The following is a 25,034-nucleotide window of genomic DNA, read 5'->3' as shown; positions in this document are numbered from 1 at the left end:
ACACTCTCGCCTCAGTAACCGAGGCCCTTCTTGCTGTCGTAGATCTTCTGCGGATCATCGGCGGGCGTGTAGAGCTTCGACTCGGTCTGGATCCATTTCGGCGGAACGGTGCCCTTGTCCTTGAAGGCGGCGATGGCATCGAGCGCGTGGCCAGCCATGTTCGGCGTCAGCTCGACCGTGGCATTGGCTTCGCCGGCGACCATCGCCTTGAAGATGTCGGGGACCGCATCGATCGAGACGGTGAGGATCTCCTTGCCCGGCTTGAGGCCGGCTTCCTTCATCGCCTGGATCGCGCCGACCATCATGTCGTCGTTGTGCGCATAAACTGCGCAGATCGACTTGCCGCCGCCTTCGGCCTTGATGAAGCTTTCCATCACTTCCTTGCCCTTGGCGCGGGTGAAGTCGCCGGTCTGGCTGCGCACCACCTTCAGGTTCGCGTGCTTGGCGATGGCGGTGTCAAAACCCTTCTTGCGGTTGGCGGCGACGCTGGCGCCGACCGTGCCCTGCAATTCGACGATGTTGCAGGCCTTGGCGCCGACGGTCTTCGCCAGCCAGTCGCCGGCGACCTCGCCTTCGTGAACGCTGTCGGAGGTCACGGCGGTGAGATAGAGCTCCTTCCCGGAGGGATCGATGTCGCGGTCGAGCAGCACGACCGGGATCTTGGCCTCCTTGGCTTCCTTCAGCACCGAGTCCCAGCCGGTTGAGACGACGGGCGCGAGGAAGATCGCATCGACGTTCTGCGCGATGAAGGAGCGGATCGCCTTGATCTGGTTCTCCTGCTTCTGCTGCGCGTCGGCGATCTTGAGATTGACCTTGCGCTTGGTGGCCTCCTGCTTGGAAACCGAGGTCTCGGCCGCGCGCCAGCCGGATTCCGATCCGATCTGCGAGAAGCCGATGGTGAGCTCGGCGGCGTTCGCCGGCAGCGCGAGCAGCAACGCGGCAGTGGCGCTGGCCGCAAAGAGGGCTTTGAGGATCATCGGCGTATCTCCCAAATGTTATCCGGGGCGCCGATTGGTAGCATCGCACCCACAGGCCGACCTTTGAGGCGGCGGGAGGGACTATTTCACGGAAGTTTGGTTCCGACTAGTCATATTATCTGACTATTTGGATCGGTGCGATGGCTGGCTGGAAGGCTCGGGTATGACACGCCCAGCGCGATTTTGTTCCAGCGATGCAACGCGGAGATGAAAAAATGGTACAGCGGTTGGGATGAGGGCACCTCTGCAAGGACGGTGAAAGACGTACCCGCAACCTCTCTCCCCGTCATTGCGAGCGCAGCGAAGCAATCCAGAGTCTTTCCGCGTAGGGATTCTGGATTGCTTCGCTTGCCTCGCAATGACGGTGGGGAGAGCTTCTTCGTCTATCGAGCAAGGCGACTCGTGGAGAGTCCCCCACACCCGGCGGGCAGTGAGCTAGATCAGCTTCCGCTGCGCCAGATTCTTCATCAGCGCGCCGATGCCGAATGTCCAGGGCTCGCACTCGTCGCTGGTCCGCATGCGGTTGACGAGTTTGCCGAGCTGGGGTGCCGAGATCGTAACGATGTCGTCGCGCTTGTGGGTGAACCCCTGTCCCGGCGCGTCGCGATCCTTGACCGGCGCGAACATGGTCCCGAGGAACAGCACGAAGCCATCTGGATATTGGTGCACCTTGCCGATGGTCTGCTCGACCAGATCGGTCGGATCGCGGCTGATCATGCTGATCGAGGAATGGCCGTCGAGGACGAAACCGTCCTGCCCCTTCACGTTCAGGCTGATGTCGAGCTTGCGGGCGTCGTCGAGGGTAAAGCTGTCGTCGAACAGACGGAGCAGCGGGCCGATGGAGCACGAGGCGTTGTTGTCTTTGGCCTTCGACAACAGCAGCGCCGAACGGCCCTCGAAGTCGCGCAGATTGACGTCGTTGCCGAGCGCGCCGCCCACGATCTTGCCGCGGCTCGAGACGAACAGCACCAGCTCCGGCTCGGGGTTGTTCCAGGTCGACTTCGGATGCAGCCCCGCATCCATGCCGGTGCCGACCGACGACAAGGTCGGCGCCTTGGTGAAGACCTCGGCATCGGGGCCGATGCCGACCTCGAGATACTGGCTCCAGGCGTTCTGGTCGATCAGCACCTGCTTGAGGTGCATCGCCTGGTCCGAACCGGGCTTGAGCTTCGACAGATCATTGCCGATCAGCCGCGTCACCTCTTGCCGGATCGCTTCGGCCGAGGCCGGATTGCCTTTCGCCCGTTCCTCGATCACGCGCTCCAGCATCGAGATGGCAAAGGTGACGCCGGCTGCCTTCAGCGTCTGGAGATCGACGGGTGCGAGCAGCCACGGCTTCTTGGGGTCGCGACCATCGGGGGCCGTATTGGCCACGATCGCTTCAAGATCGCCAATGCGCTCGCCCTTGGTCGCGGCAAGCGCCTTGGCCGGATGATCCTCTTCGCAAAGCGCGCTGACGGTCGGAAATTTTGCGGTGACGTCGAACACACCATCGCCGCGCACGGCGACCACGATCGGGCCATTCGCCTGCGGCAGCCAGACGCGGCCGACAAGCGTTCCCCGCGTGCCGTCCTCGGGGAGAAGGTCCTTAACCGTCAATGTCGTCATGGGCGCATCCTCGCTCTTTTCGGATCGGCCTCGCTCGCGGAGGCCTATCACATTGGCGAAGACCAATAAACGTCTGGGACGGGAAGTCCAGCGCGGCAGCCCGCCGCGCTTCTATGCCCCCGCCCGCGCTTTTCGCGCCGCAATCTGCTGAAGCGCCCAGCGCGCGTTCTTGCGCACCTCGGGATCGGGATCGTCGGCGATGACGGCAAGGAAGGCTTCGCCGTCGTGGTGGGCGATTTCGCCGAGCGCAGCAGCCGCCTCTTTCCGCAAATTGGCCTGGTCGTGGTTGACGCAATTGCCAATCGGGCGAACCGCGCGCTCGATCTTCATCCGGCCAAGGCTGCGGATTGCCTTCAGACGCACCTGCCAGAACTCGTCACTGAGCGAAGCGATGAGCTGGTCGGCGGCAATCGATCCGTTGACATTGAGGCCCAGCGTTTCCGCGGCCATCTCCCGCACCATCCAGTCCGAATCCTTCAAGGCGCGCGTGATCATCTCGGCCGCGGGCTTCATCTGCGAGAAGGCGAGCGCGCTCACCGCAGCACGGCGCACATGCGCGTCCGGATCGTTGATCAGCGCGGTCAGCGCCGGAATCGATTCCTCCAGTTTGAGGAACCCGATCACGCCGATCGCCTGCACCCGCACGGCGGCATCGGAATCCTGGAGCGCTTCGAGCGCGGGTTTCAAGGTGTCCTTACAGCGCAGCTCCTTCAGCGCACGCAACGCGCCCATGCGGACGAAGGCGTGGGCATGCTTGACCAGCGGCAGGATGATTTCGGCGCAGGCGGGATCTTTGAACTCCGCCATGCTGTCGGCCGCGGCGGCCGCGACGATTCTTTCGGGGTCGACAAGCAGCTTGACCAGCGCGCTGGCGGCCTCCGGCCCATCGAACTCGCCGAGCGCCATCGCAACCTGCTGGCGGACGCCGGCATCGGGATCGGCGACCATTTTGGCGAGATGGCCGACCGCTGCGGGATCGCCGGAATGGCCGAGCGTGATGATGGCGACGCGGCGCTCCCCTGGATCGGCGGCCTGGAGCCGCTCGTCGGCATCTTCGAGATCGTCGTAGGATTCGAACGGGCTCGACATGACTACCTCAGGAGATATGGAATGTTGACGGTGACGGCGCCGGTCGGGCAATCCGCCTCGCAGGGCATGCAGTACCAGCATTCGTCATAGGCCATGTAGGCCTTGTTGGTCATATCGCTGATACGCAGCACGTCGAGCGGGCAGACGTCGACGCACACGGTGCAGCCCTTGTCCGCGATGCATTTGGCGTCGTCGACGACCACCGGAACCGATGTCTGATAAGAAGCGAGAGGCATCGTATGTCTCCTGTTATTTGTGCGGCGGGTCAGGCGGTGGCGCGGATGCGCTGCTTGTCGTAGAGATCCTTCTCGTCGTCGGCGATCGGCACGATATAGGGCTCCACCGCACGCTTCTCGCTGGTCATCTTGCCGTCCTGCTTGCTGAGCAGCGTGTGGCAGAACCAGTTCTCGTTGTCCTTCTCCGGGAAATCCGTCCGCCAGTGATAGAGGCCCCAGCGGCTTTCCTCGCGGTAGAGCGAGGCATGCACGGCCATGTCCGCGCAATCCATGATCGACTGGACTTCGAGCGCGCGGAGCAGTTCGTGCGCATTGCGCGCGATCATGCGCTCCTGCATGTCTTCCCTCGCTTCAGCGAGCCGGCGCATGCCGAGCTCGTATTTGCGCGTGACTTTCGGCGGCTGGAGATAGTCATTGACGAGACGCCGGGTCTTGTACTCGATCTGGTTCGGCGGAATGCCGTCCTCGCGTTTGGTCGGCGCCATCACGCGGTCACGTTCGCTGGCGACATCGGCCGCGTCGAATTCCGCGAAGTCGTGATTGTCCGCGAACTCCATCGCGTCGATGCCGGCGACCGAACCGTTGGTGAAGGCGCCGAGCATGTAATTGTGCGGCACGCTGGCCATGTCGCCGGCGGCATAGAGGCCCGGCACGGTGGTGCGCGCGTTGTCGTCGACGAACACGCCTGACGCACTGTGGCCGGAGCAGAAGCCGATCTCGGAGATATGCATCTCGATCGACTCGCTGCGATAGTCGACGCCGCGCCCCTGCTGGAACAGGCCGCGAGTGGGACGCTCGACCTTGTGCAGGGTCGATTCGATCTCCGAGATGGTGTCGGGGTGAAGATGCTTGAGCTGGAGAAACACCGGGCCCTTGCCGGACAGCAGCTCGTTGTAGAACTCCAGCATCATCTGGCCGGACCAGTAATCGCATTCGATGAAGCGCGATCCCTCGTTGTTGGCGGTGAAGGCGCCGAAGGGACCAGCGACGTAGGCGCAGGCCGGCCCGTTATAGTCCTTGATCAGCGGATTGATCTGGTAACATTCGAGGTTCGCCAGTGCCGCACCGGCGTGATAGGCCATGGAATAGCCGTCACCGGAATTGGCCGCATTCTCGTAGGTGCCGAACATGTAGCCGGAGGTCGGCAGGCCGAGACGGCCGGCGGCGCCCATGCACAGGATAACGGCCTTGGCCTTGATCACCAGCATCTCGGCGGTGCGGGTATTGACGCTGATCGCGCCGGCAATGCGGCCGTCGGCGGATTTGAGCAGCCGCGTCGCCATGTAGCGGTTGGAGATCAGGATGCGGGCGCGGCGGAGCTGGCGATACAGCGCCTTCTTCACCGTTTCGCCGTTCGGCATCGGCAGCACGTAGGTGCCGATGTGATGCACCTTCTTGACGGCGTAGTCGCCGTTCTCGTTCTTCAGGAAGCGGATGCCGAAGCTGTCGAGTTCCTCGATGATCGAGTAGCAGTTTTGCGCGTATTTGTAGACCGCCTTCTGATCGACGATGCCGTCATTGGCGATGGTGATTTCCTTGGTGTACTGCTCGGGCGTCGCATAGCCGGGAATGACGGCATTGTTCAAGCCGTCCATGCCCATCGAGATCGCTCCGGAGCGCTTGACGTTGGCCTTTTCGAGCAGGACGACGTTCGCCTTCGGGTTCTTCAGCTTCGCCTTCAGCGCCGCCATCGGGCCGGCCGTGCCGCCGCCGATGACGAGCACGTCGCAGGAAACCTCCGAAAGTCCGTCGACGATCTGATCTAGTGACATCGCTTGCTCCTGGTTCGCCGGCAGGTCCGGCGCCTTTGCATCAGATTTGTTCAGCAGGCGTCCCGGCGATAGCAATTAGTTGTCGCCGGGCTGCGATTTGCGCCTCAGCGCTCGACAAAGGCCTTTTCGATCACGAAATGGCCGGGCCGGCTGTGATTGCCCTCGACAAACCCGCGCGCAGAAAGCATCGCGGGAAGTTCCTCCAGCATCGCCGGGCTGCCGCACAGCATGATGCGGTCAGTCTCGATATCGAGGCCTGACAGACCGATGTCGTCGAACAGCTGGTTCGACGCGATCAGGTCGGAGATGCGGCCGCGATTCCTGAACGGCTCGCGGGTGACGGTCGGGTAGTAGACGAGCTTGTCACGAATCAGCGGCCCGAAGAACTCGTGATCGCGCAGGCCTTCGACGAGGTGCTCGCCATAGGAGAGCTCGGAGACCTGGCGGCAGCCATGGGCGAGGACGATGGTCTCGTAATTCTCGTAGACGTCGGGATCCTTGATCAGGCTGGCGAACGGCGCGAGCCCCGTTCCGGTCGAGAGCAGCAGCAGGCGCTTGCCGGGAATGAGGTTGCCGGTGATCAGCGTGCCAGTGGCCTTGCGGCCGACCAGGATGACGTCGCCCTCCCTGATCTTCTGAAGGCGCGAGGTCAGCGGACCGTCCTGCACCTTGATCGAGAAGAACTCGAGCGCCTCCTCGTGATTGGCGCTCGCCATGCTGTAGGCCCGCAGCAACGGCTTGCCCTCGACTTCCAGCCCGATCATCGCGAACTGGCCGTTCTGGAAGCGGAAGCCCGGATCGCGCGTCGCGGTGAAGCTGAACAGGCTATCGGTCCAGTGCCTGACCGAGAGGACCGTTTCCTTCTGAAATGCGCTCATTGTCTCTCCTGATCTCGATTGCGCACAAGGTTTCGGAGAGACAGGAATCCGGCAATGCCGAACTGAAATTCCCGGTGGATTAGTTTCACATTTCGCGGGCGATGATCGAACAGCAGGCAACGAAGATCAGCGCCTCGCACCTGCGCCTGGCAATTAGTTGCTATCGCAGCAGCGCTGCGGCAACGTAGAGAAGGGTCGGAGACACGTCATGACCTTGGTGGCACCGACCGTGGCAGATTACGAAGCAAGCGCCGACCTCGCGACGCTCCGCGTCCGCACCGCTCAGGACGACACGCTGGACTTGCCCGCGGAAACGCTCCGCCTCTCCTGCAAATGCGCCCACTGTACCCGTGCCCGCTTCGACGGCCGCTTCCCCGAGCGGTTTCCTGGCATCGCGATCACCGAGATCGGCGATCTCGGTTACGGGCTGAACATCTCGTTTTCGGATGGGCACAATCGGGGGATTTACCCGAAGCCGTATTTGTTGAGCCTGGCGGGGCGGTAGACGCCACAGGTCGTCCTCCAAACTCCGCTGTCATTCCCCGCGACCCGGCTACGCCAAGGCTTCGCCGGGGTTCAGGCCCAGGGGCGCCGAAGCTTTTAGCGTAGGCGGCAGGCGGGGAATCCAGTACGCCGCGGCTTCTCGATAACCCATTGACGTCTCTGGAATACTGGATCGCCCGGTCAAGCCGGGCGATGACAGCGGGGTGAATCTGGCACGGACATTGCTCCTCTTTAGAACGGTTTGAACGTTCCGGAGGCAAATGATGTTGCAGGCAGCGGCCAATGTGGTTCGCGGGACCGTTCCCGCAACGGTCCGGCCTGCCGGCGGTTCCTCGCTGCTGCTCACTGAGAACCAGCAATGGATCGGCGGACCGCCGGCGTTGATGGACAAGCTCAGTCAGCGCGAACGTGAGCTGGTGCTGAAGCAGGGCCGCCGGAAAGTGCTCAACCGTGGCCAGACGCTGTTCAGCCAGGGTGGCAAGCATGACGGTATCTGGCTGATCGAGAGCGGCCGTATCCGGGTGTTCTACACCTCTCCGCTCGGCCGCGAGATCACGCTGGCCTATTGGCATGTCGGCAATTTCGTCGGCGGGCCGGAAGTGTTCGAAGGCACCGTGCATCAATGGTCCGGCGTTGCATCCAGCAATTGTAGCGTGGTGCATCTGCCCGGAAAGGAGCTGCGATCCCTTGCGGTCGAGATCCCGAACCTCGCGATCGGCCTGATCGAAGGCCTGACCTTCAAGGGCAAGTGCTATTCGGCTCTGGCCCAGATGCTGGGAACGCGCTCGATCACACAGCGCCTTGCGCATCTGTTGCTGCATCTCGTCGACCTCTATGGCGTCGATGACGCCGACGGCCGGGTGATCGCCGCCGCCTTCACCCATGCCGATATCGCCCACATGGTCGGCGCCACCAGGCAATGGGTCACGATCAGCCTGAAGCGCATGCAGGAGAAGGGAATCGTGCTGACCAAGCGCTCCCAGATCGTGGTCTGCCGGCCCGACGTGCTGGAAGAGATGCGAGGGCAAGGGTCTGACTAGGGCCGGTGCCCATGCAAGCAGCTTTATAGTGCAGGACTGCCCAAGGAGTATGCAATCAACTTTTCCCGGCAACTAATCGACTGTGGCGCTCATTCCGGATTTGCCCTGCCCACGCCCTCACCCAATCATGGCAACCACAGCACATCCAACCGAATGAGGATGAGAATGGTCCGCCATCTTCCCACGCTCTCGATCGCGATGTCGGTGACGTCGCTGGCGCTTCTCCTCGCGCAGCCGGCCGCGGCGGAAACCGTCACGCTCGGCATCGGAACGCAGGACACCACGACCAACACGGTGACCGCCGGCGTCGTCATCCGCCAGCTCCATCTCCTCGAAAAATATCTGCCGAAGGACGGCAAATACGCCAACATCAAGTTCGAGCTGGAGTGGCAGAACTTCACCTCCGGCCCGCCCGTCACCAACGCGATGATGGCGAACAAGCTGCAGATCGGCATGATGGGCGACTATCCGCTGATCGTGAACGGCTTCACTTTCGACAGCAATCCGGAGAGCAAGAGCCGGCTGATCGGCATCGCCGCCTACAGCCTGTCGGGCTCCGGCAACGGCATCGTCGCTCACAAGGATTCGCCCTATTACGATCTTGCCGATCTCAAGGGCAAGCTCGTGAGCGTGCCGTTCGGCTCAGCCGCGCACGGCATGGTGCTCAAGGCGATGCAGGACCGCGGCTACGCGTCGGATTTCTTCCAGTTAGTCAGCCAGAGTCCGGAGGTCGGCTCGACCAATCTCCAGGAAAAGAAGATCGACGCGCATGCCGACTTCGTTCCGTTCGCCGAGCTGCTGCCGTTCCGCGGTTTTGCGCGAAAGATCTTTGACGGCGTCGAGACCAATCTGCCGACCTTCCACGGCATCGTCGTGCGCACCGATTTCGCCGAGAAATACCCTGAGGTCGTCGTCGCCTACTTCAAGGCGGTGATCGCCGCCAATCAATGGCTGCGCGACGATCCCAAGCTCGCCGCCGAGAAGATCCAGGAATGGACCGGCATCAGCAAGGAGGTCGTCTACATCTTCCTCGGCCCCAGCGGCAACATGACCACCGATCCCTCGATCAAGCCGGCACTGATCGATGCCGCCACGGCCGACGTCAAAGTGCTGCAGAACCTCGGCCGGATGAAGGAGTTCGACCCGAAGAAATGGGTCGACGACAGCTACATCCGAAAAGCGTATGCCGAGATGAAGCTCGACTATGACGCGCAGCTTGCGAGCACCAAGAATTACGAGATCTCCGGCGACGATTCCTTCTGCAAGAAACCGATCTCCGATCCGCGCAAGGCCGGCGAGGTCTGGGTCGACGATTCAGGCATCATGCCCTTCTCGTCAGCCAGCTGCACGCTCGGCGCCTATGCCGACTACAAGACCAAGGGCAAGAAGATCAACGTCGCCTACGTCTTCGATACCACCCGCGGCATCAAGCTGTTCGCCGACCAGGCTTTCTTCGCGGTCGGCAATGGCGAGGTTGCGCCATTCCTGCTGAAGAAGGACGCCGAAGCCTATGCCGTCAAGATCAGCGGCAAGGTGCTCGGCTTCGACGACGCGGTAAAGGCGGCGGTCGGCGGGGGCAAGACGTGAGCAGTCCCGCCCTCCTCAGACATTCCGAGGACAGCATGCCGGCAAGTGCAATCGCGGAGGCAAGCGCCATGCCCGCCTCCACGCCACCCGCGTCTCCACCCTCCTTCGGCACGCTCGCACTGCGCTGGTACCGGCTCAACCGGGGCGGGCTGCGCGCGACCGCGATCGGCATCATCTCGCTGCTCGCCTTTCTTCTGGTCTGGCATCTGCTAACGACCTATCGCGTCGTGTTCTTCGTGCGCTTCACCAACGTGCCTTCGCCGCTCGCGGTCTATGCGAGCTTCACCAAGGCGATCCACGATCCGAAATTCCTGCTGCACGTCCTCTTGAGCTGCCGGCGCATCTTCTTCGGCTTCTCGCTTGCGGCGATCGTCGCGGTGCCACTCGGCCTGATCATGGGCCGCTTCAAGCTGATCCACGAGATCATCTTCCCAGTAGCGGAGGTACTGCGGCCGATCCCGGCGATTGCCTGGGTGCCGATGGCCATCATGCTGTGGCCGACCAACGAGCAGAGCATCGTCTACATCACGTTCCTCGGATCGTTCTTCCCGATCCTGGTCAACACGCTGCACGGCATGTCGCTGGTGGATCCCGTGCTGGTGCGTGCCGCGCAATGTCTCGGCGCGCGGGAGCGCTCGATCTTCCGCGATGTGTATTTTCCGGCCTCGCTCCCGCACATCTTCACCGGCCTGACCGTCGGCATGGGCGTGGCCTGGGTGTCGCTGATCGCCGCCGAGATGATCTCGGGGCAGTACGGCATCGGCTATTTCACCTGGGAGGCCTATTCGCTGGTTCAGTATGCCGACATCGCGCTTGGCATGATCGCGATCGGCGTGCTCGGCCTCGGATCGAGCATGTTGATCCGAGGCGCCGGACAATTGGTGATGCCGTGGAGGTCAAGATGAGTGAGATCGTTGTCAAGGCACCGCAGGGCCATATCGAGGTCAAGAACTTCTCCCTCAGCTACGACAGCATCGAGGGGCCGGTCGAAGCCGTCACCGATACGCAGATTCATGTGAAGCCTGGCGAGTTCGTCTCGATCGTCGGACCCTCCGGCTGCGGAAAGTCGACGCTGCTCAACGCGGTCGCCGGCTTCCTCAAGCCGACCACGGGCATCGTCACCGTCGACGGCGAGAAGGTGAACGGCCCCAGCGCGGAGCGCGGCATGGTGTTTCAGCAATATTCGCTGTTTCCCTGGAAGACCGTGCGGGAAAACGTCGAGTTCGGCCTGAAGATGCGCGGCATGCCACGCTCGCAGCGCGAGCGCGCCGCGCGCACGCTGCTGGGACTCGCGGGCCTCGAAGCCTTCGAAAAGCATTACCCCGAGAAACTCTCAGGTGGCATGAAGCAGCGCGTCGGCATCGTCCGGGCGCTCGCGACGGGACCCAAAGTGTTGCTGCTCGACGAACCCTTCGGCGCGCTCGACGCGCAGACCCGGGTCATCATGCAGCAGATCCTCACCAACATGTGGCAGCGGCTGAAGATCTCGGTGCTGTTCGTCACCCACGACATCGACGAGGCGATCTTCCTGTCCGATCGTGTCTACTGCATGACCGCACGCCCCGGCTCGATCAAGGCGGAGATTCCGATCCCGCTGGAGCGGCCGCGGCAGCAGTCGATGATGATGTCGTCGGAATTCCTGGCATTGCGTCGCGGACTGATGTCGCTGATCCGCGAGGAAAGCATCAAGGCGATGGGCGGCGAGCTCAACGACATGGGCATGCAGGGGCTGAACATCGAGCTGCACGGGCATTCACTCGCCGATGTGATTTAGCGATTTCTCGACCCTTACCCTCTTACTTCCCTTCTCCCCTTGCGCGAAGGAAGAAGAGTTCGCGGCTACAGCCGCCTTCACTTGAACCAGTGCACCAGTGCGATGCTGATGCCGAGCAGCAGCATCAGCGACAGCGTCACGGCCGCCGTCACCCTGCCCCCGACATTGGCCAGCACACGAACGTCGACACCCAGACCCAGCGCCGCCATCGACACCACCGTGAGAAAGCTGGTGATCTTCGTCACCGGACCAACCACCGTGCCTGGCACGATCTCCAGGGATCGCAGGGTCGCCAGCGCAAGGAAGCCGAGGATGAACCACGGGACCAGGCGGAAAAAGCCGACATTGGTCTTCTTGGCGTCGCTGTGCCAGCGCGAGGCCGTCAGCGAGAGGCCGACAACCACCGGCCCGAGCATCAGGACGCGCATCAGTTTCACGAGCGTGCCGATCTGGGTGCTAACGAGCCCCGCCGGCACAGTCGCCGCAAGCACCTGCGGCACGGCATAGACGGTGAGGCCTGCGAGGATGCCGTATTGCGTGGCCGATAGCTGCAGCAGCGGGATCAGCAGCGGCAGGCCGAGCACCATCATCACGCCGAGGATGGCGGTGAAGGAGATCGAGGATGCGATCTCGTCATTGTTGGCGCCGATGATCGGCGCCACCGCCGCAATCGCCGAGTTGCCGCAGATCGAGTTGCCGCAGGCGATCAGGATCGAGAGCCGCGTCGAGAGACCAAGCAGGCGGCTGATGCCGAAGGAGACGCAGAGCGCGACCACAACGACGGCCGCGATCGAGGCCAACAGCGCGACGCCGGACGCCGCGATAGCAGCAAAGCTGATCGAGGCTCCCAGCAGCATGACGGCGACTTCGAGCAGCTGCTTGGCGCTGAAGGCGATGCCGGACTGCCAGCGCGGCGCGGGCTTCCAGAAGCTGCGCACGGCCATGCCGAGCAAGATCGCCATCACCAGCGCCTCGACATAGGGATGTTCGAAGACGCCCAATTCCGCCCGTTCGAGCAGGGCCGAAACACCGGCCACGGCGATGCAGAGGAGGATCCCGGGAATCAGCGCGACAATGCGGCCAGTGGCCGTGGTCGGCTTGGCGTCGGCCGGACTGGATGCTTGATTCTGCGACACAAATCTCTCCCCGAGGAGAAGGATTTATACGCAGCGCCATCCGATTGGGAAATAAGTTTTCGACATATCAGGGCTCAGGGAAGTTCTATCCTCAGTCCGGGATAATCCGGCCTGGAAGGTCAGGCGCGCGCCTTAGAAGATCAGGCTCTTGGCCAGCGAGGCGACGCGGCTGAAGCCGTCATAGACGCCGGGCTCGAAGAAGGCCGCACGCGCCAGCACGATGCCGGCGACCAGCGACCAGAACAGGCCGGTGCCGACCCGCAGCAGCAGCTTTGACCCGCGCGAGCGCGGCTGGGTGTCCGTTGCGGACACCAATTGCTCGCCGAAAGGCTCAAACCTGGTGCGTTCCATGGCAGTCAATCCATCAATTTCTCATGGAAATGTCGTCGTTTCGGCCCCAAACAGCAATGGAAGCGATTGGCTTTTTTTCCTCCCGAAGGGGAAACTCCTTCCGCCGGACGGACCCGGGGCAATAGTTTTCTTCTTCCGGCCTATTTGAGCACCGGCGCCACGGCGAGCAGGTAGCGCCGCGCGTATGAAAGGAATCTGCCAATGCCAAATCCCCGCGTGCGTATCTACACCGACTACAAGAGCCCCTACGCATTCGTGGCCAACAAGCGCCTGTTCGAACTCGAGGAGACGCACGGCGTCGAGCTCGAATGGCTGCCCTATACGCTGCGCGTTGCCGAATTCATGGGGACCGTGGAAGAGCGCACGCCGCATTTCTGGCGCAAGGTGCGCTACGCCTATATGGACGCTCGGCGCTATGCCAATGCGCAAGGGCTCGTCATGAAAGGGCCCCGGCGGATCTACGACGCGTTCTATTCCAGCGTCGGCATGCTGTTCGCCCAACAGCACAGCTTCTTCCGTCCGTATCACGATGCGGTGTTTCGGCGCTTCTGGAGCCATGAGCTCGAGATCGACGATCTCGCCGCCATCACGGACGTCATCACGTCCTGCGGTGGCTCAGCCAGTGAGTTCAAAGCCTACATCCATGGCCCCGCCCGCGCCGAGCATGACCGCATCATTGACGAGGCCGAAGCGCTCGGCGTGTTCGGCGTGCCGACCATGGTATTCAACGGCGAGCTGTTCTGGGGCGGCGACCGCATCGACATGCTGATCGAACGCATCGAGAAGCCTGAGACGATCGAAGCCGCGCTCGGCAGCCGCCATCGCAAGCCGGTATGAGCAGCAACGCTACGCCGCCAGCCCGCTCCCCACCGGAGCAAACTCCAGCCCGAGGCTTTCGGCCACCGCTTTGTTGGTGATGCGGCCGCGATGCACATTCAGCCCGTTGCGCAGATGTGTATTTTCCAGCACTGCAGCAAAACCCTTGTTCGCGAGCATCAAGCCGAACGGCAGCGTCGCGTTGTTCAGCGCCTGGCTCGACGTCACCGGCACCGCGCCAGGCATATTGGCCACGCAATAATGCACGATGCCGTCGACCAGATAGATCGGATCGGCATGCGTGGTCGGGTGCGAGGTCTCGAAGCAGCCGCCCTGATCGATCGCGACGTCGACCAGCACGGCGCCCGGTCGCATCGATGTCAACATCGCACGCGTGACGAGCTTGGGCGCGCTCGCGCCCGGCACCAGCACCGCGCCGATCACGACGTCGGCAGCGAACACCTCCTCCTCAACTGATTCGACGGTGGAGAAGCGGGTGCGTACGCGCCCGGCAAAGAGACCATCAAGCTGCCGCAACCGAGGAATAGAGCGGTCGATCACGGTGATCTCCGCGCCAAGGCCCGCGGCCATGCGCGCGGCTTGCGTTCCCACTACGCCGCCGCCGAGCACGACGACCCGCGCCGGCTGCACGCCGGGAACGCCGCCCAGCAGCAGTCCGCGGCCCCCAGCCGAGCGCTTGAGCGCGGCGCCGGCGGCCTCGATGGCGAGGCGGCCGGCGACTTCGCTCATCGGCGCTAGCAGGGGGAGGTGACCGGCCGCGTCGGTGACGGTTTCATAGGCGATCGCAGTACAGCCGGAGGCGAGCAAACCCCTGGCCTGTTCGGGATCCGGCGCGAGATGGAGATAAGTGAACAGGATCTGGCTGTCGCGGAGCTGGGCCCACTCGCTCTTCTGGGGCTCCTTCACCTTCACGATCATGTCGGAGTTCGCGAAGATGTCGCGTGCGCTGTCGGCAATGATCGCCCCTGCCCGCCGGTAGACTTCGTCGGAGGCGCCGATGCCGCCACCCGCACCGGTTTCGACCGTCACCTCGTGCCCCGCCGCGACATATTCGCGGACTGCACCCGGGGTGAGCCCGACGCGATATTCCTGCACTTTGATTTCCTTGGGCACACCGACGCGCATCCCGGGCCTCCTTTTGATTCACCTCATGATCGTAGCGACCTGCCCGGTTTGGTTTCGTGCAAATATCCGCTAGCTTTGGCGTCCCTGCGCCGGTTTCCGGCGCGCAAACGCCCTTTCACGCTGGAAACGAAACTTTGGCCCTCGACCGGAAAGATCTCGCCATCCTCGCGGAACTCACGACCAATGCGCGGGCCAGCCACACCGAGCTCGCTAACAAGGTTGGGCTATCCAGCACCGCGCTCGCGCGGCGGCAGAAGGCACTTGAGGACGACGGCTACATCCAAGGCTATCAGGCCACGCTCGACCTCGCGCAATTCGGCCTCACCACCACGGTACTGGTCCGCATCGCGCTGGAAAGCCAGAGCGATGAGGCGTTGAAGGCGTTCGAGGCGGAGGTGGTGAAATGCCCGTCCGTCGTGCGCTGCTTCCTGATGTCGGGGACCGACGACTACATTTTGATCGTGCTCGCCCGCGACATCCAGGATTTCGAGCGCATCCACCGCATGGAGCTGTCGCGCCTGCCGCGCGTCGCGCGGGTCCAATCGAGCTTCGCGCTGCGCGAGGTCGTCAACCGCGCCGTGCCGAATGTGGTGTTCGGCGAAGCAAAGCGCTGACCGCAACCTCTCGGAAAGGCGAACTGCCTGCAAGGAACCAACCGGTCGGTGGTCCGTTGGGCGCTATTGGCCGGCGGAGGCGTGCCCCCGCGTCAACACGGCTGACGTCCGGCACGGTCGCCGTCGCAGGGAGCAGGACATGGGCGATGTCACGCATCAGATTTCCGAACGAATCCCGACCCATCTTGTCGTCAACGGCGTCAGTCACACGCTCGATCTCGTGCCATGGACCACGCTGCTCGACGCCTTGCGGGACCATCTTGCGCTGAGCGGCACCAAGAAGGGCTGCGACCATGGTCAGTGCGGCGCCTGCACTGTGCTGGTGGATGGCCGGCGCGTCAATTCGTGCCTCACGCTCGCCGTCATGAAGGACGGCGCGGAGATCACGACTGTCGAAGGTCTTGCCAAGGACGGCGCACTGCATCCCGTGCAACAGGCGTTTATCGACCATGACGCCTTCCAGTGCGGCTATTGCACGCCGGGACAGATATGTTCGGCGGCCGGACTGCTCGCCGAAGGCCGTGCCCGTGATTCCGACGAGATCCGGGAGCTCATGAGCGGAAACCTCTGCCGCTGTGGCGCCTATCCGAACATCGTCGCCGCCATCCAGCAGGCAATGGGCCAGCCATGAACAATTTCCAGTACGCCCGAGCCACTGATGTCGCCGACGCGATCCGCCTGCTCGCCGCCGATCCCGGCGCCAAGCTGATTGCCGGCGGCACCAATCTGATCGACCTGATGAAAGAGAATGTCGAGCGCCCCTCCCGGCTGATCGACATCTCCCGCCTGCCGCTCCGGGAGGTCCAGGAGACGACCGACGGGTCCTTGCGCATCGGCGCCCTGGTGCCGAACTCGGACCTCGCCTACCATCCATTGATCGAGCAGCGCTATCCCCTGCTCGCCAGCGCGATCCTAGCCGGCGCGTCGGCGCAATTGCGCAACATGGCCTCCGTTGGTGGCAATCTGATGCAGCGAACGCGTTGCGCCTACTTCTATGATACGGCCACGCCCTGCAACAAGCGACATCCCGGCAGCGGCTGCTCGGCGATGGACGGGCTGAACCGCAACCATGCGATCCTGGGCACGAGCGCCGCCTGCATCGCGACCAATCCATCCGATATGAGCGTGGCGCTTGCCGCGCTGGACGGGCTCGTGTACGTCGCGGGTCCTTCCGGCGAACGCACCATCGCGCTGACCGATTTCCATCGGCTGCCCGGCGACAAGCCTCATGTCGATACCAATCTCGACACCGGTGAGATCATCACGGCGATCGAGCTGCCGCCGCGCGGCTTTGCACAAAACTACAGCTACCTAAAAATTCGCGACCGGATGTCTTATGCTTTCGCTCTGGTCTCGGTCGCCGCCGCGCTCGAATTGGAGGGCAACGCGATCATCGGGGCACGCCTGGCGCTCGGCGGCGTGGCGCACAAGCCCTGGCGCAGCCTCGAAGCCGAAGCGGCGTTGCGCGGCCAGGCCGCAACGCCCGATCACTTCTCGCACGCCGCGGATCTCTTGCTCCAGGGAGCAACGGCCCGCTCACATAACGGCTTCAAGGTCGAGCTCGCACGCCGCGCCATCGTGCGGACGCTCACACAGGCGGCGAACGCCACGCCGCAATCCCAGGCCCACAAGAAGATCGCGTGAGGACCCCATGAACGCTTATGTCGGAACGCCAACGTCGCGTGTCGACGGCCGCGACAAGGTCACCGGCGCCGCCAAATACGCCGGCGAATTTCCGGCCGACAGGCTCCTCCATGGGTTCGTCGTCGAGGCTACCATTCCATGCGGGCGCATTGCCCGCCTCGACACCAATGCGGCGCTGCAGATCAAGGGTGTGCTCGACGTGCTCACGCATGCGAACCGTCCGCCGCTGGCCGATAAGGACGAGGCGTGGAAGGACGAGGTGGCGCCCGAGGAAGGCTCGCCTTTCCGTCCGCTTTATGATGACAAAATCAAGTTCAATGGCCAGCCGATCGCACTGGTCGTCGCGGAGGACTGGGAAACCGCGAAATTCGCCGCGACGCTTGTGCGGGTCGACTATGAGCAGCATGGTTTTGCGACCGACCTCGAAGGCGAGCGCGGCAACGCTGCCGAGAAGGACAAGCCGCATAAGCCGCGGGGCGACGCCGCAGCCGCCCTTGCGGGAGCTGATGTGCGCCATGTGGCGGACTACGTGATACCGACCGAGCATCACAACCCGATGGAGCTCTATGCGACCACGGCGGTCTGGGACAGCAATGGCAAGCTCACGATCTATGACAAGACGCAGGGCGTCCAGAACGTCCACAAATTTCTCTGCGGCGTGTTCGACAGGAAGCCGGAGGACATTCGGGTGATCTCGCCATACGTCGGCGGCGCCTTCGGTTCCGGCTTGCGGCCGCAATATCAGGTGGTGTTGGCAACGCTCGGCGCGCTCGCGCTGAAACGGTCCGTTCGCGTCGTGCTGACACGGCAGCAGATGTACGGGCTCGGCTACCGGCCAATGACCATCGAGCGCGTCGGGCTCGGCGCAAAGTCAGATGGTACGCTCGATGCGGTCACGCACGAGGCCATTGCCGTCACCTCGCGCTACGAGGATTTTGCCCGCAACGATACCGGCTGGGCCGAACAGCTCTACCGCAGCCCGAACAGCCGCTTGTCCCACAAGCTGGTCCACCTTGACGTCTCCACCCCCTGCGACATGCGCGCACCGGGCGCGGCGTCGGGCGTCTGCGCGCTCGAATGCGCGATGGACGAGCTTGCCGTCGCACTCAAGCTCGACCCGGTCGACCTGCGGCTGAAGTGCTACTCGGACCGCGACCAGAGCGAAAACCTGCCCTACACCAGCAAGCAGTTGCGGGCATGCTACGCGCGCGGCGCGGACGCCTTCGGCTGGAGCAGACGCAATCCTGCGCCGCGCTCGATGCGCGACGGCAGGGAGCTGGTCGGCTGGGGCATGGCCACTGGTGTGTGGGAAGCACTGCAGATGCCAGTCGCCGTCCGTATCGTGCTGACGTCGAACGGACATGCCGAGGTGTCTTGCGCGGCATCCGACATCGGCACCGGCACCTACACGATCGTGGCGCAGGTCGCAGCCGATGCGCTCGGCCTGCCGATCGAGAACATCAGCGTCAGGCTCGCAGATTCCAGTCTGCCGCAGGCGCCTGTCGAGGGCGGCTCCTGGATGGCTGCCTCGAGCGCACATGCGGTGCTCGCAGCCGCCGAGGAGGTGCGCAAGGAACTGTTACGCCTGGCCGGGAAGATGCCAGGCTCGCCGCTCGCCGGCGCCGAGTTGGCCGATACAGTGCTGACCGACGGCAGCATTGCCAGGGCCAGCGACAACAGCCGCGCGGTCTCGATCGCCGACGCAATGCGCCATGGCGGGGTCGAACGCATCGAGAAGGAAAAGCTCAACCAGTTCGATGAGGACAAGAAGCACGCGCGCAACACCCATTCGGCCGTCTTCGCCGAGGTCAAGGTCGACGAAGAGCTAAACGTCATTCGCGTGACGCGGGTCGTCAGTGCCGTCGCGGCCGGGCGGATTCTGAACACCAAGACTGGCCGCAGCCAGATCATGGGCGGCGTGGTCTGGGGAATCGGGATGGCCCTGCACGAGGAGACGGTGATGGATCACCGCTTCGGCCGGATCATGAATGCGAATATCGCCGAGTACCACATTCCGGTGAACGCAGATGTTCGCGACATCGACGTGATCTTCGTCGACGAGCCGGACGCGCACATCAACGCGCTCGGCATCAAGGGCATTGGCGAAATCGGCATTGTCGGCGTCCCGGCGGCGATCGCAAACGCCGTCTATCACGCCACCGGCAAACGCATCCGCCGCTTCCCGATCACACTGGACAAGCTGCTCGACTGAGACGGTGCAGCGGTCCCGCTCGGCGCCAGCGTGACCTCACGGCGCCCGGCCGCCAAGCCCCTCACGACGGAAAGTCAGCCGGTCTGACCTGGATGCGGTCGGCATGCAACGACCAGTGGTGCAACGCCTGGTCCGCGCAAAACCTTGCCTTCGCCCGCTCTCTGGCTTCGTCCTCGTCGGAAGCGTCGACCTCGAGCGTGCCCTGGCACACCTCGATCTGCCGGCCGTACTGGCCGAGCACGTCCTTCATGAACCTGACCACATAAGTTGACATGGGACCTCCTGCCTGCCCCGGCGGCGCTCACTCTAATCCCATTTAGCCGGATTGCGGGAGGGAGATTTTGACGCGGATCAAAGTCGGGCGCGATTCCCGCCCGCCGATCATTCGGTGGCGCGTAGCGCTAACCGGGACATTGGGCAGCAGGAGCATCGCACCCCGGAAGGACAAAGCGACCATCGACTACGCCGGCGTCGCACCAAACGCCTGCTTGAATCGCTCCGCATAGCGTGGCCAGACCTCGGGATTGATGATGCGCGGCGGGCGCTTGCCGTCCAGCGTCTGCAGCACCTGCTCGGCGGCGATCCGGCCCATGTTCTGCCGCGCCTCGATCGTGACGCCCGCGGTATGCGGGCTCGCCAGCACGTTGTCGAGCTGGAGCAGCGGATGCTCCGGTGGCGGCGGCTCCTTGGACCAGACGTCGAGACCGGCGCCCGCAATGCGCTTGTCACGCAACGCCTGGAGCAGCGCATCTTCGTCGTGGATGAAGCCACGCGCCGTGGTGATAAAGTACGCATGCGGCTGCATCAACCCAAACTCGCGCACGCTGATCATATTGCGGCTGCCCTTGTCGAGCGGACAGGAGATCGAGACGAAGTCCGCGCGGCGCAAAAGCTCGTCGAGCTCGACCTTCTCGCCACCCCGCTCGGCCATCACCTCGGCCGTCAGGTACGGATCGTAGGCCAGCACCTTCATGCCGAACAGGCCCTTGCACAGCGCGGCGATGCGGCGACCGACATTGCCGAGGCCGATGATGCCGACGGTCTTGTGCTCGATCTCGTTGCCGACGAGTTCGTTGCGGTTGACGTTGGACTCCCTGCGGAGCTTGCGGTCGGACTGGATGATGCGCTTGGACAGCGTCAGCATCATCGCCAGCGCATGCTCGGCGACGGAATGGGCATTGCCGCCGGACTGGTTGACGACCAGCACGCCGGCATCGGTGCAGGCCTCGACGTCGACAGGATCGAATCCCGCGCCGTTGCTGGAGACGAGCAGCAGGTTCGGCGCGCGCTTCAGGAAGGCAGCATCGACATGGAAGTGCGGGGCCAGTTCGTCGCGGGCGGCGCCGATCTGGTAGACATGAGCCGCTTCGATGATCGGCGCGAAAAAGTCCTCGGGGCTCTCGTTCTCGATGCGATCGAGCCGGACGTCGGGCCGCGCCTTCAGGATGTCGATGTAGATCGGGTTGGCCAGATATTTGACGTAGAAGACGCGCTTGCTGTTGACGGACATCAGGACCCTTCCGGCTCTCTCCAGGAGATCCGCAGGGCCAGCGCTTCGCGCGCTCCTGTCATGCGTTCCTCCGTTCTCTTGTTATTGCCGCTTATGACACGGCGGCACCGGCCGCGGCAGGTCGCCTGGCGCAGATCACGGTGCAGCCCGGGCATGTTGACAATCCCGCTGCCTGCGTCAAGTTCGGCAGACCGCCGCGACGGCCAAGACGATGGCCACGACAAAGGCAAAACACCAAGAAGCATGCGCGGCCGAAGGGAGAACGCAATGGCGATTGCGGAGCAACAGACCTCGTCCGAGGCGGCGCAGACCTCCAGCGACGAGAGCTGGCACGGCATCGTCCTGCAAACCCTGAAGCGGAACGAGATCAGCCTCGTCCCTTACGTGCCCGACCGCGTGCTGACGCCGCTGATCAAGAACCTGCACGCCGATCCGTTCTTCACCACCTTTGCCACCGCCCGCGAGGAGGAGGCCGTCGGCATCGTCTCGGGCGCCTGGATGGGCGGACGGCGCGGTGCGGTGCTGATGCAGACCTCGGGCTTTGCGACGCTCGCCAACGTGCTGGCCTCGCTCGCGGTGCCCTACCAGATTCCGCTGATCATGTTCGTGTCCGAACGCGGCACGCTCGGCGAATTCAACTACGGCCAGTCACTGGTCTGCCGCACCATGCGTCCGGTGCTGGATTCTCTGGCGCTGGAGCATCACACCATCACCCGGCTCGACGAGCTCGAATTCATTGCCGACCGCTCGATCAAGCAGGCCATGACGACGCAGGCGCCGGTCGCGCTGATCCTCAACCCGCTGCTCACGGGCGGCAAGGTGTTCGACAAGTGAGGCCGGCTCAAATGAATACAGACGCGCGCAACACCAAAGTGATGAACCGCTTCGACGTCACCTCGCGCCTGATCGCGAAACTCGAGCACGAGGAAGCCGTGATCGGCGGCATCGGCAACACCAATTTCGACCTCTGGGCCGCCGGCCACCGTCCGCAGAATTTCTACATGCTCGGCAGCATGGGGCTCGCCTTCCCGATCGCGCTGGGCGTGGCGCTGGCGCAGCCGGACCGGCGCGTCTTCGCGCTCGAAGGCGACGGCTCGCTGCTGATGCAGCTCGGCGCGCTCTCGACGATTGCGGCGTTGAAGCCGAAGAACCTCACCATGATCGTAATGGACAACGGCATCTATCAGATCACCGGCGCGCAGCCGACACCGGCCGCGAACGTGGCTGACATCGTCGCCATCGCGACCGGCTCCGGGCTTACCAACAGCGCCTGGGCCGCGGACGAGGAGGATTTCGAGCGTCTGGTCGAAGAAGCCATGTCGGCCGGCGAGCCGAGCCTGATCGCCGTTCGTATCGATGACAAGTCTGGCGTCGGCGCCACCCGACGCGACCCCGTACAAATCCGGGAACGCTTCATGCACGGCCTGGGCGTGCGTGAGCCGCTTTAACGTTTTGTCATTAACTACACGGCGATCTGATCCCGGCCCCTCGGCAGGCTGCTGCAATCCATGCTAAGCGGTGCGGATGTCCATTTTGGTTCGCTCCTCTGCCTGGCTGCTTGCCGCCGCCGTCGCCTTTGCAACCCTCGGCCCGCCCGGCCTGCGGCCCCATTCCGACCTTGGCCAGGACGGTGAACACGCCCTCGCCTTCGTCCTGGTGGGACTAGCCTTCGGCCTCGCCTATCCGCGCCGCCGCCTGTCGGCTACAGCCATCGCTGTGGTGCTGATCGGCCTGCTCGAACTGATGCAATTCTGGGCACCGGGACGACATGCGCGGCTGGAGGACTTTCTGGTCGATGCCGGCACCACCTGCATCGGCTTCGCCCTCGCGACCGTCGCCGATTGGGCCTTGACGCGGTTTCGCGCAAATTCGGCCCTGACGAGCCAAGGCCCCGCGGAGTGATGCTCCGCAGGGCCCGCCTTTCAAAGCTCACGCTCCGATCGATCAGTCGATGATCTTGACGACGCGGCGCGTGCGCGGCTCCACGATCACGCGGCGATCGTTCACGACCGCATAGCGATACTCGGTGTAGTTCGGCACGGGCCGCAGCACCACGGTCGGCGGCAGGGGCTCGCCGACCACGACGCGCTCGTGAACTACGACGGAATCATCACGCGGAATTCCGCCCAGGATCGCGTTCGGAATTTCAAGGCCGGCGCCCACGGCTGCACCGACGGTACCACCGACCATCGCACCGACCGGACCGCCGATGTCGCCGCCCGCGCGTGCGCCGTTCCTGGCGCCCTCTTCGGTCGTCGACTGAGCAAAGGCTGCACTCGACGCCAGCAGCGACGCGGCAGCCAACGAAATCGCAAGACGGGTTTTCATGTGCTTATGTCTCCAGTGATTGTTGTGCGCCTTCAACCGCGGGGCCGGATCATTGTTCCGGTTCCCTCGCCCGATCTAGGCAGAACCACAACGGAGACTGTTACCCGGTAACAGTTTAGGCCGCGGCGATCTCGTGCCCCGCCATCAGTTCCAGCGCGCGCACCATCGCCGAATGGTCCCAGCCCTTGCCGCCATGCGCGGCGCAGGACGAGAACAGTTGCTGCGCCACTGCGGTGCTCGGCAGCGACAGGCCGAGCGCGCGGGCGCCTTCAAGCGCGAGGTTAAGATCCTTCTGGTGCAGCTCGATGCGGAAGCCGGGATCGAAATTGCGCTTCACCATGCGCTCGCCATGCACTTCGAGAATCCGCGAAGACGCAAAGCCGCCCATCAGGGCCTGCCGCACCAGCGCCGGATCCGCACCGGCTTTCGACGCGAACAGCAGCGCTTCGCTGACCGCCTCGATCGTCAACGCGACGATGATCTGGTTGGCGACCTTCGTGGTCTGGCCGTCGCCATTGGCGCCGACCCGGGTGACGTTCTTTCCCATCCTGTCGAAGATCGGCTTCATGGTGTTGAAGGCGCGCTCGGGGCCACCGACCATGATGGTGAGGCTTGCCGCCTTGGCACCGACCTCCCCGCCTGACACCGGTGCGTCGAGATAGTCCGCGCCGAGCGCCTCGATCTTCTTCGCAAACTCCTTGGTCGCCAGCGGCGAGATCGAGCTCATGTCGACCACGATCTCGCCCTTGGAAATGCCGCCCGCGACGCCGTCCTTGCCAAACAGCACGGCCTCCACCTGCGGGGTATCCGGCACCATGATGATGACCGCATCCGCCTCCTCCGCAACCTCCTTGCTTGACTTGCAGACAACGCCGCCGGCGGCGATCAGCTCGGGTGCGACCGGCCCGACATCGTGCAGGAGAACGCGATGGCCTGCGGCCAGAAGATGACCGGCCATCGGCCGTCCCATGGTGCCAAGTCCGATAAAGCCGATGTCGATCATGTCAAAGTTTCCTCAGGTCTCGAAAGTCTGCGCCGCGTGCCAGGACAGGCCGTCCAGCGTCGTGGTGCGCGGCTTGTATTCGCAACCGATCCAGCCGCGATACCCGATCGCGTCGAGATGGCGGAACAGGAAGGGATAGTTGATCTCGCCCGTGCCGGGCTCGTGGCGGCCGGGATTATCGGCGAGCTGGATGTGCGCGATCTGCGGGAGATATTCCTGCATGGTACGGGCGAGATCGCCCTCCATGATCTGCATGTGGTAGATATCGTACTGGATGAACAGATTGTTCGAGCGCACCTCGGAGATCAGCTGCACGGCCTGCTCGGTGCCGTTCAGGAAGAAGCCGGGAATGTCGAGCGTGTTGATCGGCTCGACCAGAAGCTTGATGTTCTCCCGCGCCAGGGTCGACGCCGCAAAGCGCAGATTCCCGAGCAGCGTTTCGTTGAGCTCACGCGGATCGGCATCGACAGGCGCGATGCCGACGAGGCAATTGAGCTGCTCGCAAGCGAGCGCCTTGGCATAGTCGATGGCGCGAAACACGCCGTCCCTGAACTCGCTGACACGATCCGGCAGGATCGCGATGCCGCGCTCGCTCGCGGCCCAATTGCCGGCCGGCAGATTGAACAGCACCTGCGTCAGCCCATGGCTGTCGAGCTGCTCGCGCAACTGCGCCTTCTCGAAATCATAGGGGAAGAGGTACTCAATCCCGGAAAAGCCCGCCGCTTTGGCCGCGGCGAAACGGTCCATGAACGGCATCTCGTTGAAGAGCATGGTGAGGTTGGCGGCGAATTTCGGCATGATGCTGGTCC

At 63.6% G+C, this 25,034-nt stretch carries 27 protein-coding genes; 13 read left to right on the top strand and 14 right to left on the bottom strand.

What is annotated here, in order from left to right:
* Positions 1–11 precede the first annotated feature (11 nt).
* The 6 genes from ytfQ to IVA75_RS37695 form a co-directional block, all read right to left on the bottom strand.
* Entirely contained in the window at positions 12–977 is a 966-nt protein-coding gene (gene ytfQ / locus IVA75_RS37720) for a galactofuranose ABC transporter, galactofuranose-binding protein YtfQ (RefSeq protein WP_247288908.1), read from the bottom strand.
* Between the two features lie 435 nt (positions 978–1,412).
* On the bottom strand, positions 1,413–2,585 hold the full coding sequence (locus tag IVA75_RS37715; RefSeq protein WP_247288905.1) for a fumarylacetoacetate hydrolase family protein: 1,173 nt from the start codon (positions 2,583–2,585) through the stop codon (positions 1,413–1,415).
* A 111-nt stretch (positions 2,586–2,696) separates the two neighbouring features.
* A complete protein-coding gene (locus IVA75_RS37710; protein WP_247288903.1) occupies positions 2,697–3,674 on the bottom strand; it encodes a HEAT repeat domain-containing protein in 978 nt (325 codons plus the stop codon).
* A gap of 2 nt (positions 3,675–3,676) precedes the next feature.
* Entirely contained in the window at positions 3,677–3,910 is a 234-nt protein-coding gene (locus IVA75_RS37705; RefSeq protein ID WP_007593252.1) for a ferredoxin family protein, read from the bottom strand.
* A gap of 29 nt (positions 3,911–3,939) precedes the next feature.
* On the bottom strand, positions 3,940–5,682 hold the full coding sequence (locus IVA75_RS37700; protein ID WP_007608408.1) for a fumarate reductase/succinate dehydrogenase flavoprotein subunit: 1,743 nt from the start codon (positions 5,680–5,682) through the stop codon (positions 3,940–3,942).
* Between the two features lie 104 nt (positions 5,683–5,786).
* Positions 5,787–6,560 (bottom strand): ferredoxin--NADP reductase, encoded by a 774-nt coding sequence (locus IVA75_RS37695; protein ID WP_247288901.1) that lies wholly within the window; start codon positions 6,558–6,560, stop codon positions 5,787–5,789.
* Positions 6,561–6,768: 208 nt separating this feature from the next.
* On the opposite strand from IVA75_RS37695, the gene IVA75_RS37690 reads away from it, so the two are divergent.
* The 5 genes from IVA75_RS37690 (at position 6,769) to IVA75_RS37670 (ending at position 11,465) form a co-directional block, all read left to right on the top strand.
* On the top strand, positions 6,769–7,065 hold the full coding sequence (locus tag IVA75_RS37690) for a gamma-butyrobetaine hydroxylase-like domain-containing protein (RefSeq protein ID WP_247288899.1): 297 nt from the start codon (positions 6,769–6,771) through the stop codon (positions 7,063–7,065).
* A 259-nt stretch (positions 7,066–7,324) separates the two neighbouring features.
* Positions 7,325–8,104 carry a Crp/Fnr family transcriptional regulator gene (locus tag IVA75_RS37685; RefSeq protein ID WP_247288898.1) on the top strand — a complete coding sequence of 260 codons (780 nt, stop codon included), beginning with the start codon at positions 7,325–7,327 and terminating at the stop codon, positions 8,102–8,104.
* A gap of 165 nt (positions 8,105–8,269) precedes the next feature.
* A complete protein-coding gene (locus IVA75_RS37680; RefSeq protein WP_247288897.1) occupies positions 8,270–9,691 on the top strand; it encodes an ABC transporter substrate-binding protein in 1,422 nt (473 codons plus the stop codon).
* Between the two features lie 68 nt (positions 9,692–9,759).
* A complete protein-coding gene (locus IVA75_RS37675; protein WP_035963082.1) occupies positions 9,760–10,596 on the top strand; it encodes an ABC transporter permease in 837 nt (278 codons plus the stop codon).
* The gene (locus tag IVA75_RS37670) at positions 10,593–11,465 is read left to right on the top strand and encodes an ABC transporter ATP-binding protein (RefSeq protein WP_027517023.1); all 873 of its coding nucleotides are present in this window, start codon (positions 10,593–10,595) and stop codon (positions 11,463–11,465) included. The genes IVA75_RS37675 and IVA75_RS37670 overlap by 4 nt, the downstream gene beginning before the upstream one ends.
* A 77-nt stretch (positions 11,466–11,542) precedes the next feature.
* On the opposite strand, the gene IVA75_RS37665 is transcribed toward IVA75_RS37670, so the two are convergent.
* Both IVA75_RS37665 and IVA75_RS37660 read right to left on the bottom strand, forming a co-directional pair.
* Entirely contained in the window at positions 11,543–12,601 is a 1,059-nt protein-coding gene (locus tag IVA75_RS37665; RefSeq protein ID WP_247288896.1) for a putative sulfate exporter family transporter, read from the bottom strand.
* A gap of 132 nt (positions 12,602–12,733) precedes the next feature.
* Positions 12,734–12,952: a hypothetical protein gene (locus tag IVA75_RS37660; RefSeq protein ID WP_007593267.1), complete on the bottom strand. Its 219-nt coding sequence runs from the start codon at positions 12,950–12,952 to the stop codon at positions 12,734–12,736.
* 201 nt (positions 12,953–13,153) lie between these two features.
* On the opposite strand from IVA75_RS37660, the gene IVA75_RS37655 reads away from it, so the two are divergent.
* On the top strand, positions 13,154–13,789 hold the full coding sequence (locus IVA75_RS37655; protein ID WP_247288895.1) for a DsbA family protein: 636 nt from the start codon (positions 13,154–13,156) through the stop codon (positions 13,787–13,789).
* Positions 13,790–13,798: 9 nt separating this feature from the next.
* Here the strand turns inward: IVA75_RS37655 and ald are convergent, their stop codons facing one another.
* Positions 13,799–14,914, bottom strand: coding sequence for an alanine dehydrogenase (ald, locus tag IVA75_RS37650; protein WP_247288894.1), 1,116 nt, complete (start codon positions 14,912–14,914; stop codon positions 13,799–13,801).
* Between the two features lie 134 nt (positions 14,915–15,048).
* Between ald and IVA75_RS37645 the strand changes: the two genes are divergently transcribed.
* The 4 genes from IVA75_RS37645 (at position 15,049) to IVA75_RS37630 (ending at position 19,384) form a co-directional block, all read left to right on the top strand.
* On the top strand, positions 15,049–15,528 hold the full coding sequence (locus IVA75_RS37645; RefSeq protein WP_027569165.1) for an Lrp/AsnC family transcriptional regulator: 480 nt from the start codon (positions 15,049–15,051) through the stop codon (positions 15,526–15,528).
* A 139-nt stretch (positions 15,529–15,667) separates the two neighbouring features.
* Positions 15,668–16,159, top strand: a complete 492-nt coding sequence (locus IVA75_RS37640) for a (2Fe-2S)-binding protein (RefSeq protein ID WP_247288893.1) — start codon at positions 15,668–15,670, stop codon at positions 16,157–16,159.
* Positions 16,156–17,172, top strand: coding sequence for a xanthine dehydrogenase family protein subunit M (locus IVA75_RS37635; protein WP_247288892.1), 1,017 nt, complete (start codon positions 16,156–16,158; stop codon positions 17,170–17,172). The genes IVA75_RS37640 and IVA75_RS37635 overlap by 4 nt, the downstream gene beginning before the upstream one ends.
* Positions 17,173–17,179: 7 nt before the next feature.
* A complete protein-coding gene (locus tag IVA75_RS37630; RefSeq protein WP_247288891.1) occupies positions 17,180–19,384 on the top strand; it encodes a xanthine dehydrogenase family protein molybdopterin-binding subunit in 2,205 nt (734 codons plus the stop codon).
* A gap of 61 nt (positions 19,385–19,445) precedes the next feature.
* Here the strand turns inward: IVA75_RS37630 and IVA75_RS37625 are convergent, their stop codons facing one another.
* Positions 19,446–19,658, bottom strand: a complete 213-nt coding sequence (locus IVA75_RS37625) for a hypothetical protein (protein WP_027569161.1) — start codon at positions 19,656–19,658, stop codon at positions 19,446–19,448.
* A gap of 186 nt (positions 19,659–19,844) precedes the next feature.
* Positions 19,845–20,894: a hydroxyacid dehydrogenase gene (locus tag IVA75_RS37620; RefSeq protein WP_247288890.1), complete on the bottom strand. Its 1,050-nt coding sequence runs from the start codon at positions 20,892–20,894 to the stop codon at positions 19,845–19,847.
* A 267-nt stretch (positions 20,895–21,161) separates the two neighbouring features.
* On the opposite strand from IVA75_RS37620, the gene IVA75_RS37615 reads away from it, so the two are divergent.
* The 3 genes from IVA75_RS37615 to IVA75_RS37605 all read left to right on the top strand — a co-directional run bounded on the left by IVA75_RS37615 (position 21,162) and on the right by IVA75_RS37605 (position 22,796).
* A complete protein-coding gene (locus IVA75_RS37615) occupies positions 21,162–21,728 on the top strand; it encodes a thiamine pyrophosphate-binding protein (RefSeq protein WP_247288889.1) in 567 nt (188 codons plus the stop codon).
* A gap of 11 nt (positions 21,729–21,739) precedes the next feature.
* On the top strand, positions 21,740–22,342 hold the full coding sequence (locus IVA75_RS37610) for a thiamine pyrophosphate-dependent enzyme (RefSeq protein ID WP_247288888.1): 603 nt from the start codon (positions 21,740–21,742) through the stop codon (positions 22,340–22,342).
* A 76-nt stretch (positions 22,343–22,418) separates the two neighbouring features.
* Positions 22,419–22,796 carry a VanZ family protein gene (locus tag IVA75_RS37605; protein ID WP_247288887.1) on the top strand — a complete coding sequence of 126 codons (378 nt, stop codon included), beginning with the start codon at positions 22,419–22,421 and terminating at the stop codon, positions 22,794–22,796.
* 42 nt (positions 22,797–22,838) lie between these two features.
* Here the strand turns inward: IVA75_RS37605 and IVA75_RS37600 are convergent, their stop codons facing one another.
* From IVA75_RS37600 to hyi, 3 genes are all read right to left on the bottom strand, one after another.
* A complete protein-coding gene (locus IVA75_RS37600; protein ID WP_007593296.1) occupies positions 22,839–23,222 on the bottom strand; it encodes a DUF1236 domain-containing protein in 384 nt (127 codons plus the stop codon).
* A 115-nt stretch (positions 23,223–23,337) separates the two neighbouring features.
* The gene (locus tag IVA75_RS37595) at positions 23,338–24,225 is read right to left on the bottom strand and encodes a 2-hydroxy-3-oxopropionate reductase (protein WP_247288886.1); all 888 of its coding nucleotides are present in this window, start codon (positions 24,223–24,225) and stop codon (positions 23,338–23,340) included.
* A 12-nt stretch (positions 24,226–24,237) separates the two neighbouring features.
* Positions 24,238–25,023 carry a hydroxypyruvate isomerase gene (gene hyi, locus IVA75_RS37590; RefSeq protein ID WP_247288885.1) on the bottom strand — a complete coding sequence of 262 codons (786 nt, stop codon included), beginning with the start codon at positions 25,021–25,023 and terminating at the stop codon, positions 24,238–24,240.
* Between the last annotated feature and the right edge of the window lie 11 nt (positions 25,024–25,034).

The sequence above is a fragment of the Bradyrhizobium sp. 134 genome (assembly GCF_023074155.1).
GTDB lineage: Bacteria > Pseudomonadota > Alphaproteobacteria > Rhizobiales > Xanthobacteraceae > Bradyrhizobium.
Note: the sequence above shows the minus strand (reverse complement) of the source record. Positions and strands in the feature narration are given on the sequence as shown.

Excerpts from the sequence above, each read along its gene's own strand:
- IVA75_RS37690 (WP_247288899.1), top strand. The coding sequence starts at position 6,769 with ATGACCTTGGTGGCACCGACCGTGGCAGATTACGAAGCAAGCGCCGAC.
- IVA75_RS37610 (WP_247288888.1), top strand. The coding sequence starts at position 21,740 with ATGAATACAGACGCGCGCAACACCAAAGTGATGAACCGCTTCGACGTC.
- IVA75_RS37700 (WP_007608408.1), bottom strand. The coding sequence starts at position 5,682 with ATGTCACTAGATCAGATCGTCGACGGACTTTCGGAGGTTTCCTGCGAC.
- ald (WP_247288894.1), bottom strand. The coding sequence starts at position 14,914 with ATGCGCGTCGGTGTGCCCAAGGAAATCAAAGTGCAGGAATATCGCGTC.
- IVA75_RS37630 (WP_247288891.1), top strand. The coding sequence starts at position 17,180 with ATGAACGCTTATGTCGGAACGCCAACGTCGCGTGTCGACGGCCGCGAC.
- IVA75_RS37705 (WP_007593252.1), bottom strand. The coding sequence starts at position 3,910 with ATGCCTCTCGCTTCTTATCAGACATCGGTTCCGGTGGTCGTCGACGAC.
- ytfQ (WP_247288908.1), bottom strand. The coding sequence starts at position 977 with ATGATCCTCAAAGCCCTCTTTGCGGCCAGCGCCACTGCCGCGTTGCTG.
- IVA75_RS37660 (WP_007593267.1), bottom strand. The coding sequence starts at position 12,952 with ATGGAACGCACCAGGTTTGAGCCTTTCGGCGAGCAATTGGTGTCCGCA.
- IVA75_RS37685 (WP_247288898.1), top strand. The coding sequence starts at position 7,325 with ATGATGTTGCAGGCAGCGGCCAATGTGGTTCGCGGGACCGTTCCCGCA.
- IVA75_RS37655 (WP_247288895.1), top strand. The coding sequence starts at position 13,154 with ATGCCAAATCCCCGCGTGCGTATCTACACCGACTACAAGAGCCCCTAC.
- IVA75_RS37595 (WP_247288886.1), bottom strand. The coding sequence starts at position 24,225 with ATGATCGACATCGGCTTTATCGGACTTGGCACCATGGGACGGCCGATG.
- IVA75_RS37605 (WP_247288887.1), top strand. The coding sequence starts at position 22,419 with ATGTCCATTTTGGTTCGCTCCTCTGCCTGGCTGCTTGCCGCCGCCGTC.
- IVA75_RS37710 (WP_247288903.1), bottom strand. The coding sequence starts at position 3,674 with ATGTCGAGCCCGTTCGAATCCTACGACGATCTCGAAGATGCCGACGAG.
- IVA75_RS37600 (WP_007593296.1), bottom strand. The coding sequence starts at position 23,222 with ATGAAAACCCGTCTTGCGATTTCGTTGGCTGCCGCGTCGCTGCTGGCG.
- IVA75_RS37640 (WP_247288893.1), top strand. The coding sequence starts at position 15,668 with ATGGGCGATGTCACGCATCAGATTTCCGAACGAATCCCGACCCATCTT.
- IVA75_RS37680 (WP_247288897.1), top strand. The coding sequence starts at position 8,270 with ATGGTCCGCCATCTTCCCACGCTCTCGATCGCGATGTCGGTGACGTCG.
- IVA75_RS37675 (WP_035963082.1), top strand. The coding sequence starts at position 9,760 with ATGCCCGCCTCCACGCCACCCGCGTCTCCACCCTCCTTCGGCACGCTC.
- IVA75_RS37635 (WP_247288892.1), top strand. The coding sequence starts at position 16,156 with ATGAACAATTTCCAGTACGCCCGAGCCACTGATGTCGCCGACGCGATC.
- IVA75_RS37620 (WP_247288890.1), bottom strand. The coding sequence starts at position 20,894 with ATGTCCGTCAACAGCAAGCGCGTCTTCTACGTCAAATATCTGGCCAAC.
- IVA75_RS37615 (WP_247288889.1), top strand. The coding sequence starts at position 21,162 with ATGGCGATTGCGGAGCAACAGACCTCGTCCGAGGCGGCGCAGACCTCC.
- IVA75_RS37715 (WP_247288905.1), bottom strand. The coding sequence starts at position 2,585 with ATGACGACATTGACGGTTAAGGACCTTCTCCCCGAGGACGGCACGCGG.
- IVA75_RS37670 (WP_027517023.1), top strand. The coding sequence starts at position 10,593 with ATGAGTGAGATCGTTGTCAAGGCACCGCAGGGCCATATCGAGGTCAAG.
- hyi (WP_247288885.1), bottom strand. The coding sequence starts at position 25,023 with ATGCCGAAATTCGCCGCCAACCTCACCATGCTCTTCAACGAGATGCCG.
- IVA75_RS37695 (WP_247288901.1), bottom strand. The coding sequence starts at position 6,560 with ATGAGCGCATTTCAGAAGGAAACGGTCCTCTCGGTCAGGCACTGGACC.
- IVA75_RS37625 (WP_027569161.1), bottom strand. The coding sequence starts at position 19,658 with ATGTCAACTTATGTGGTCAGGTTCATGAAGGACGTGCTCGGCCAGTAC.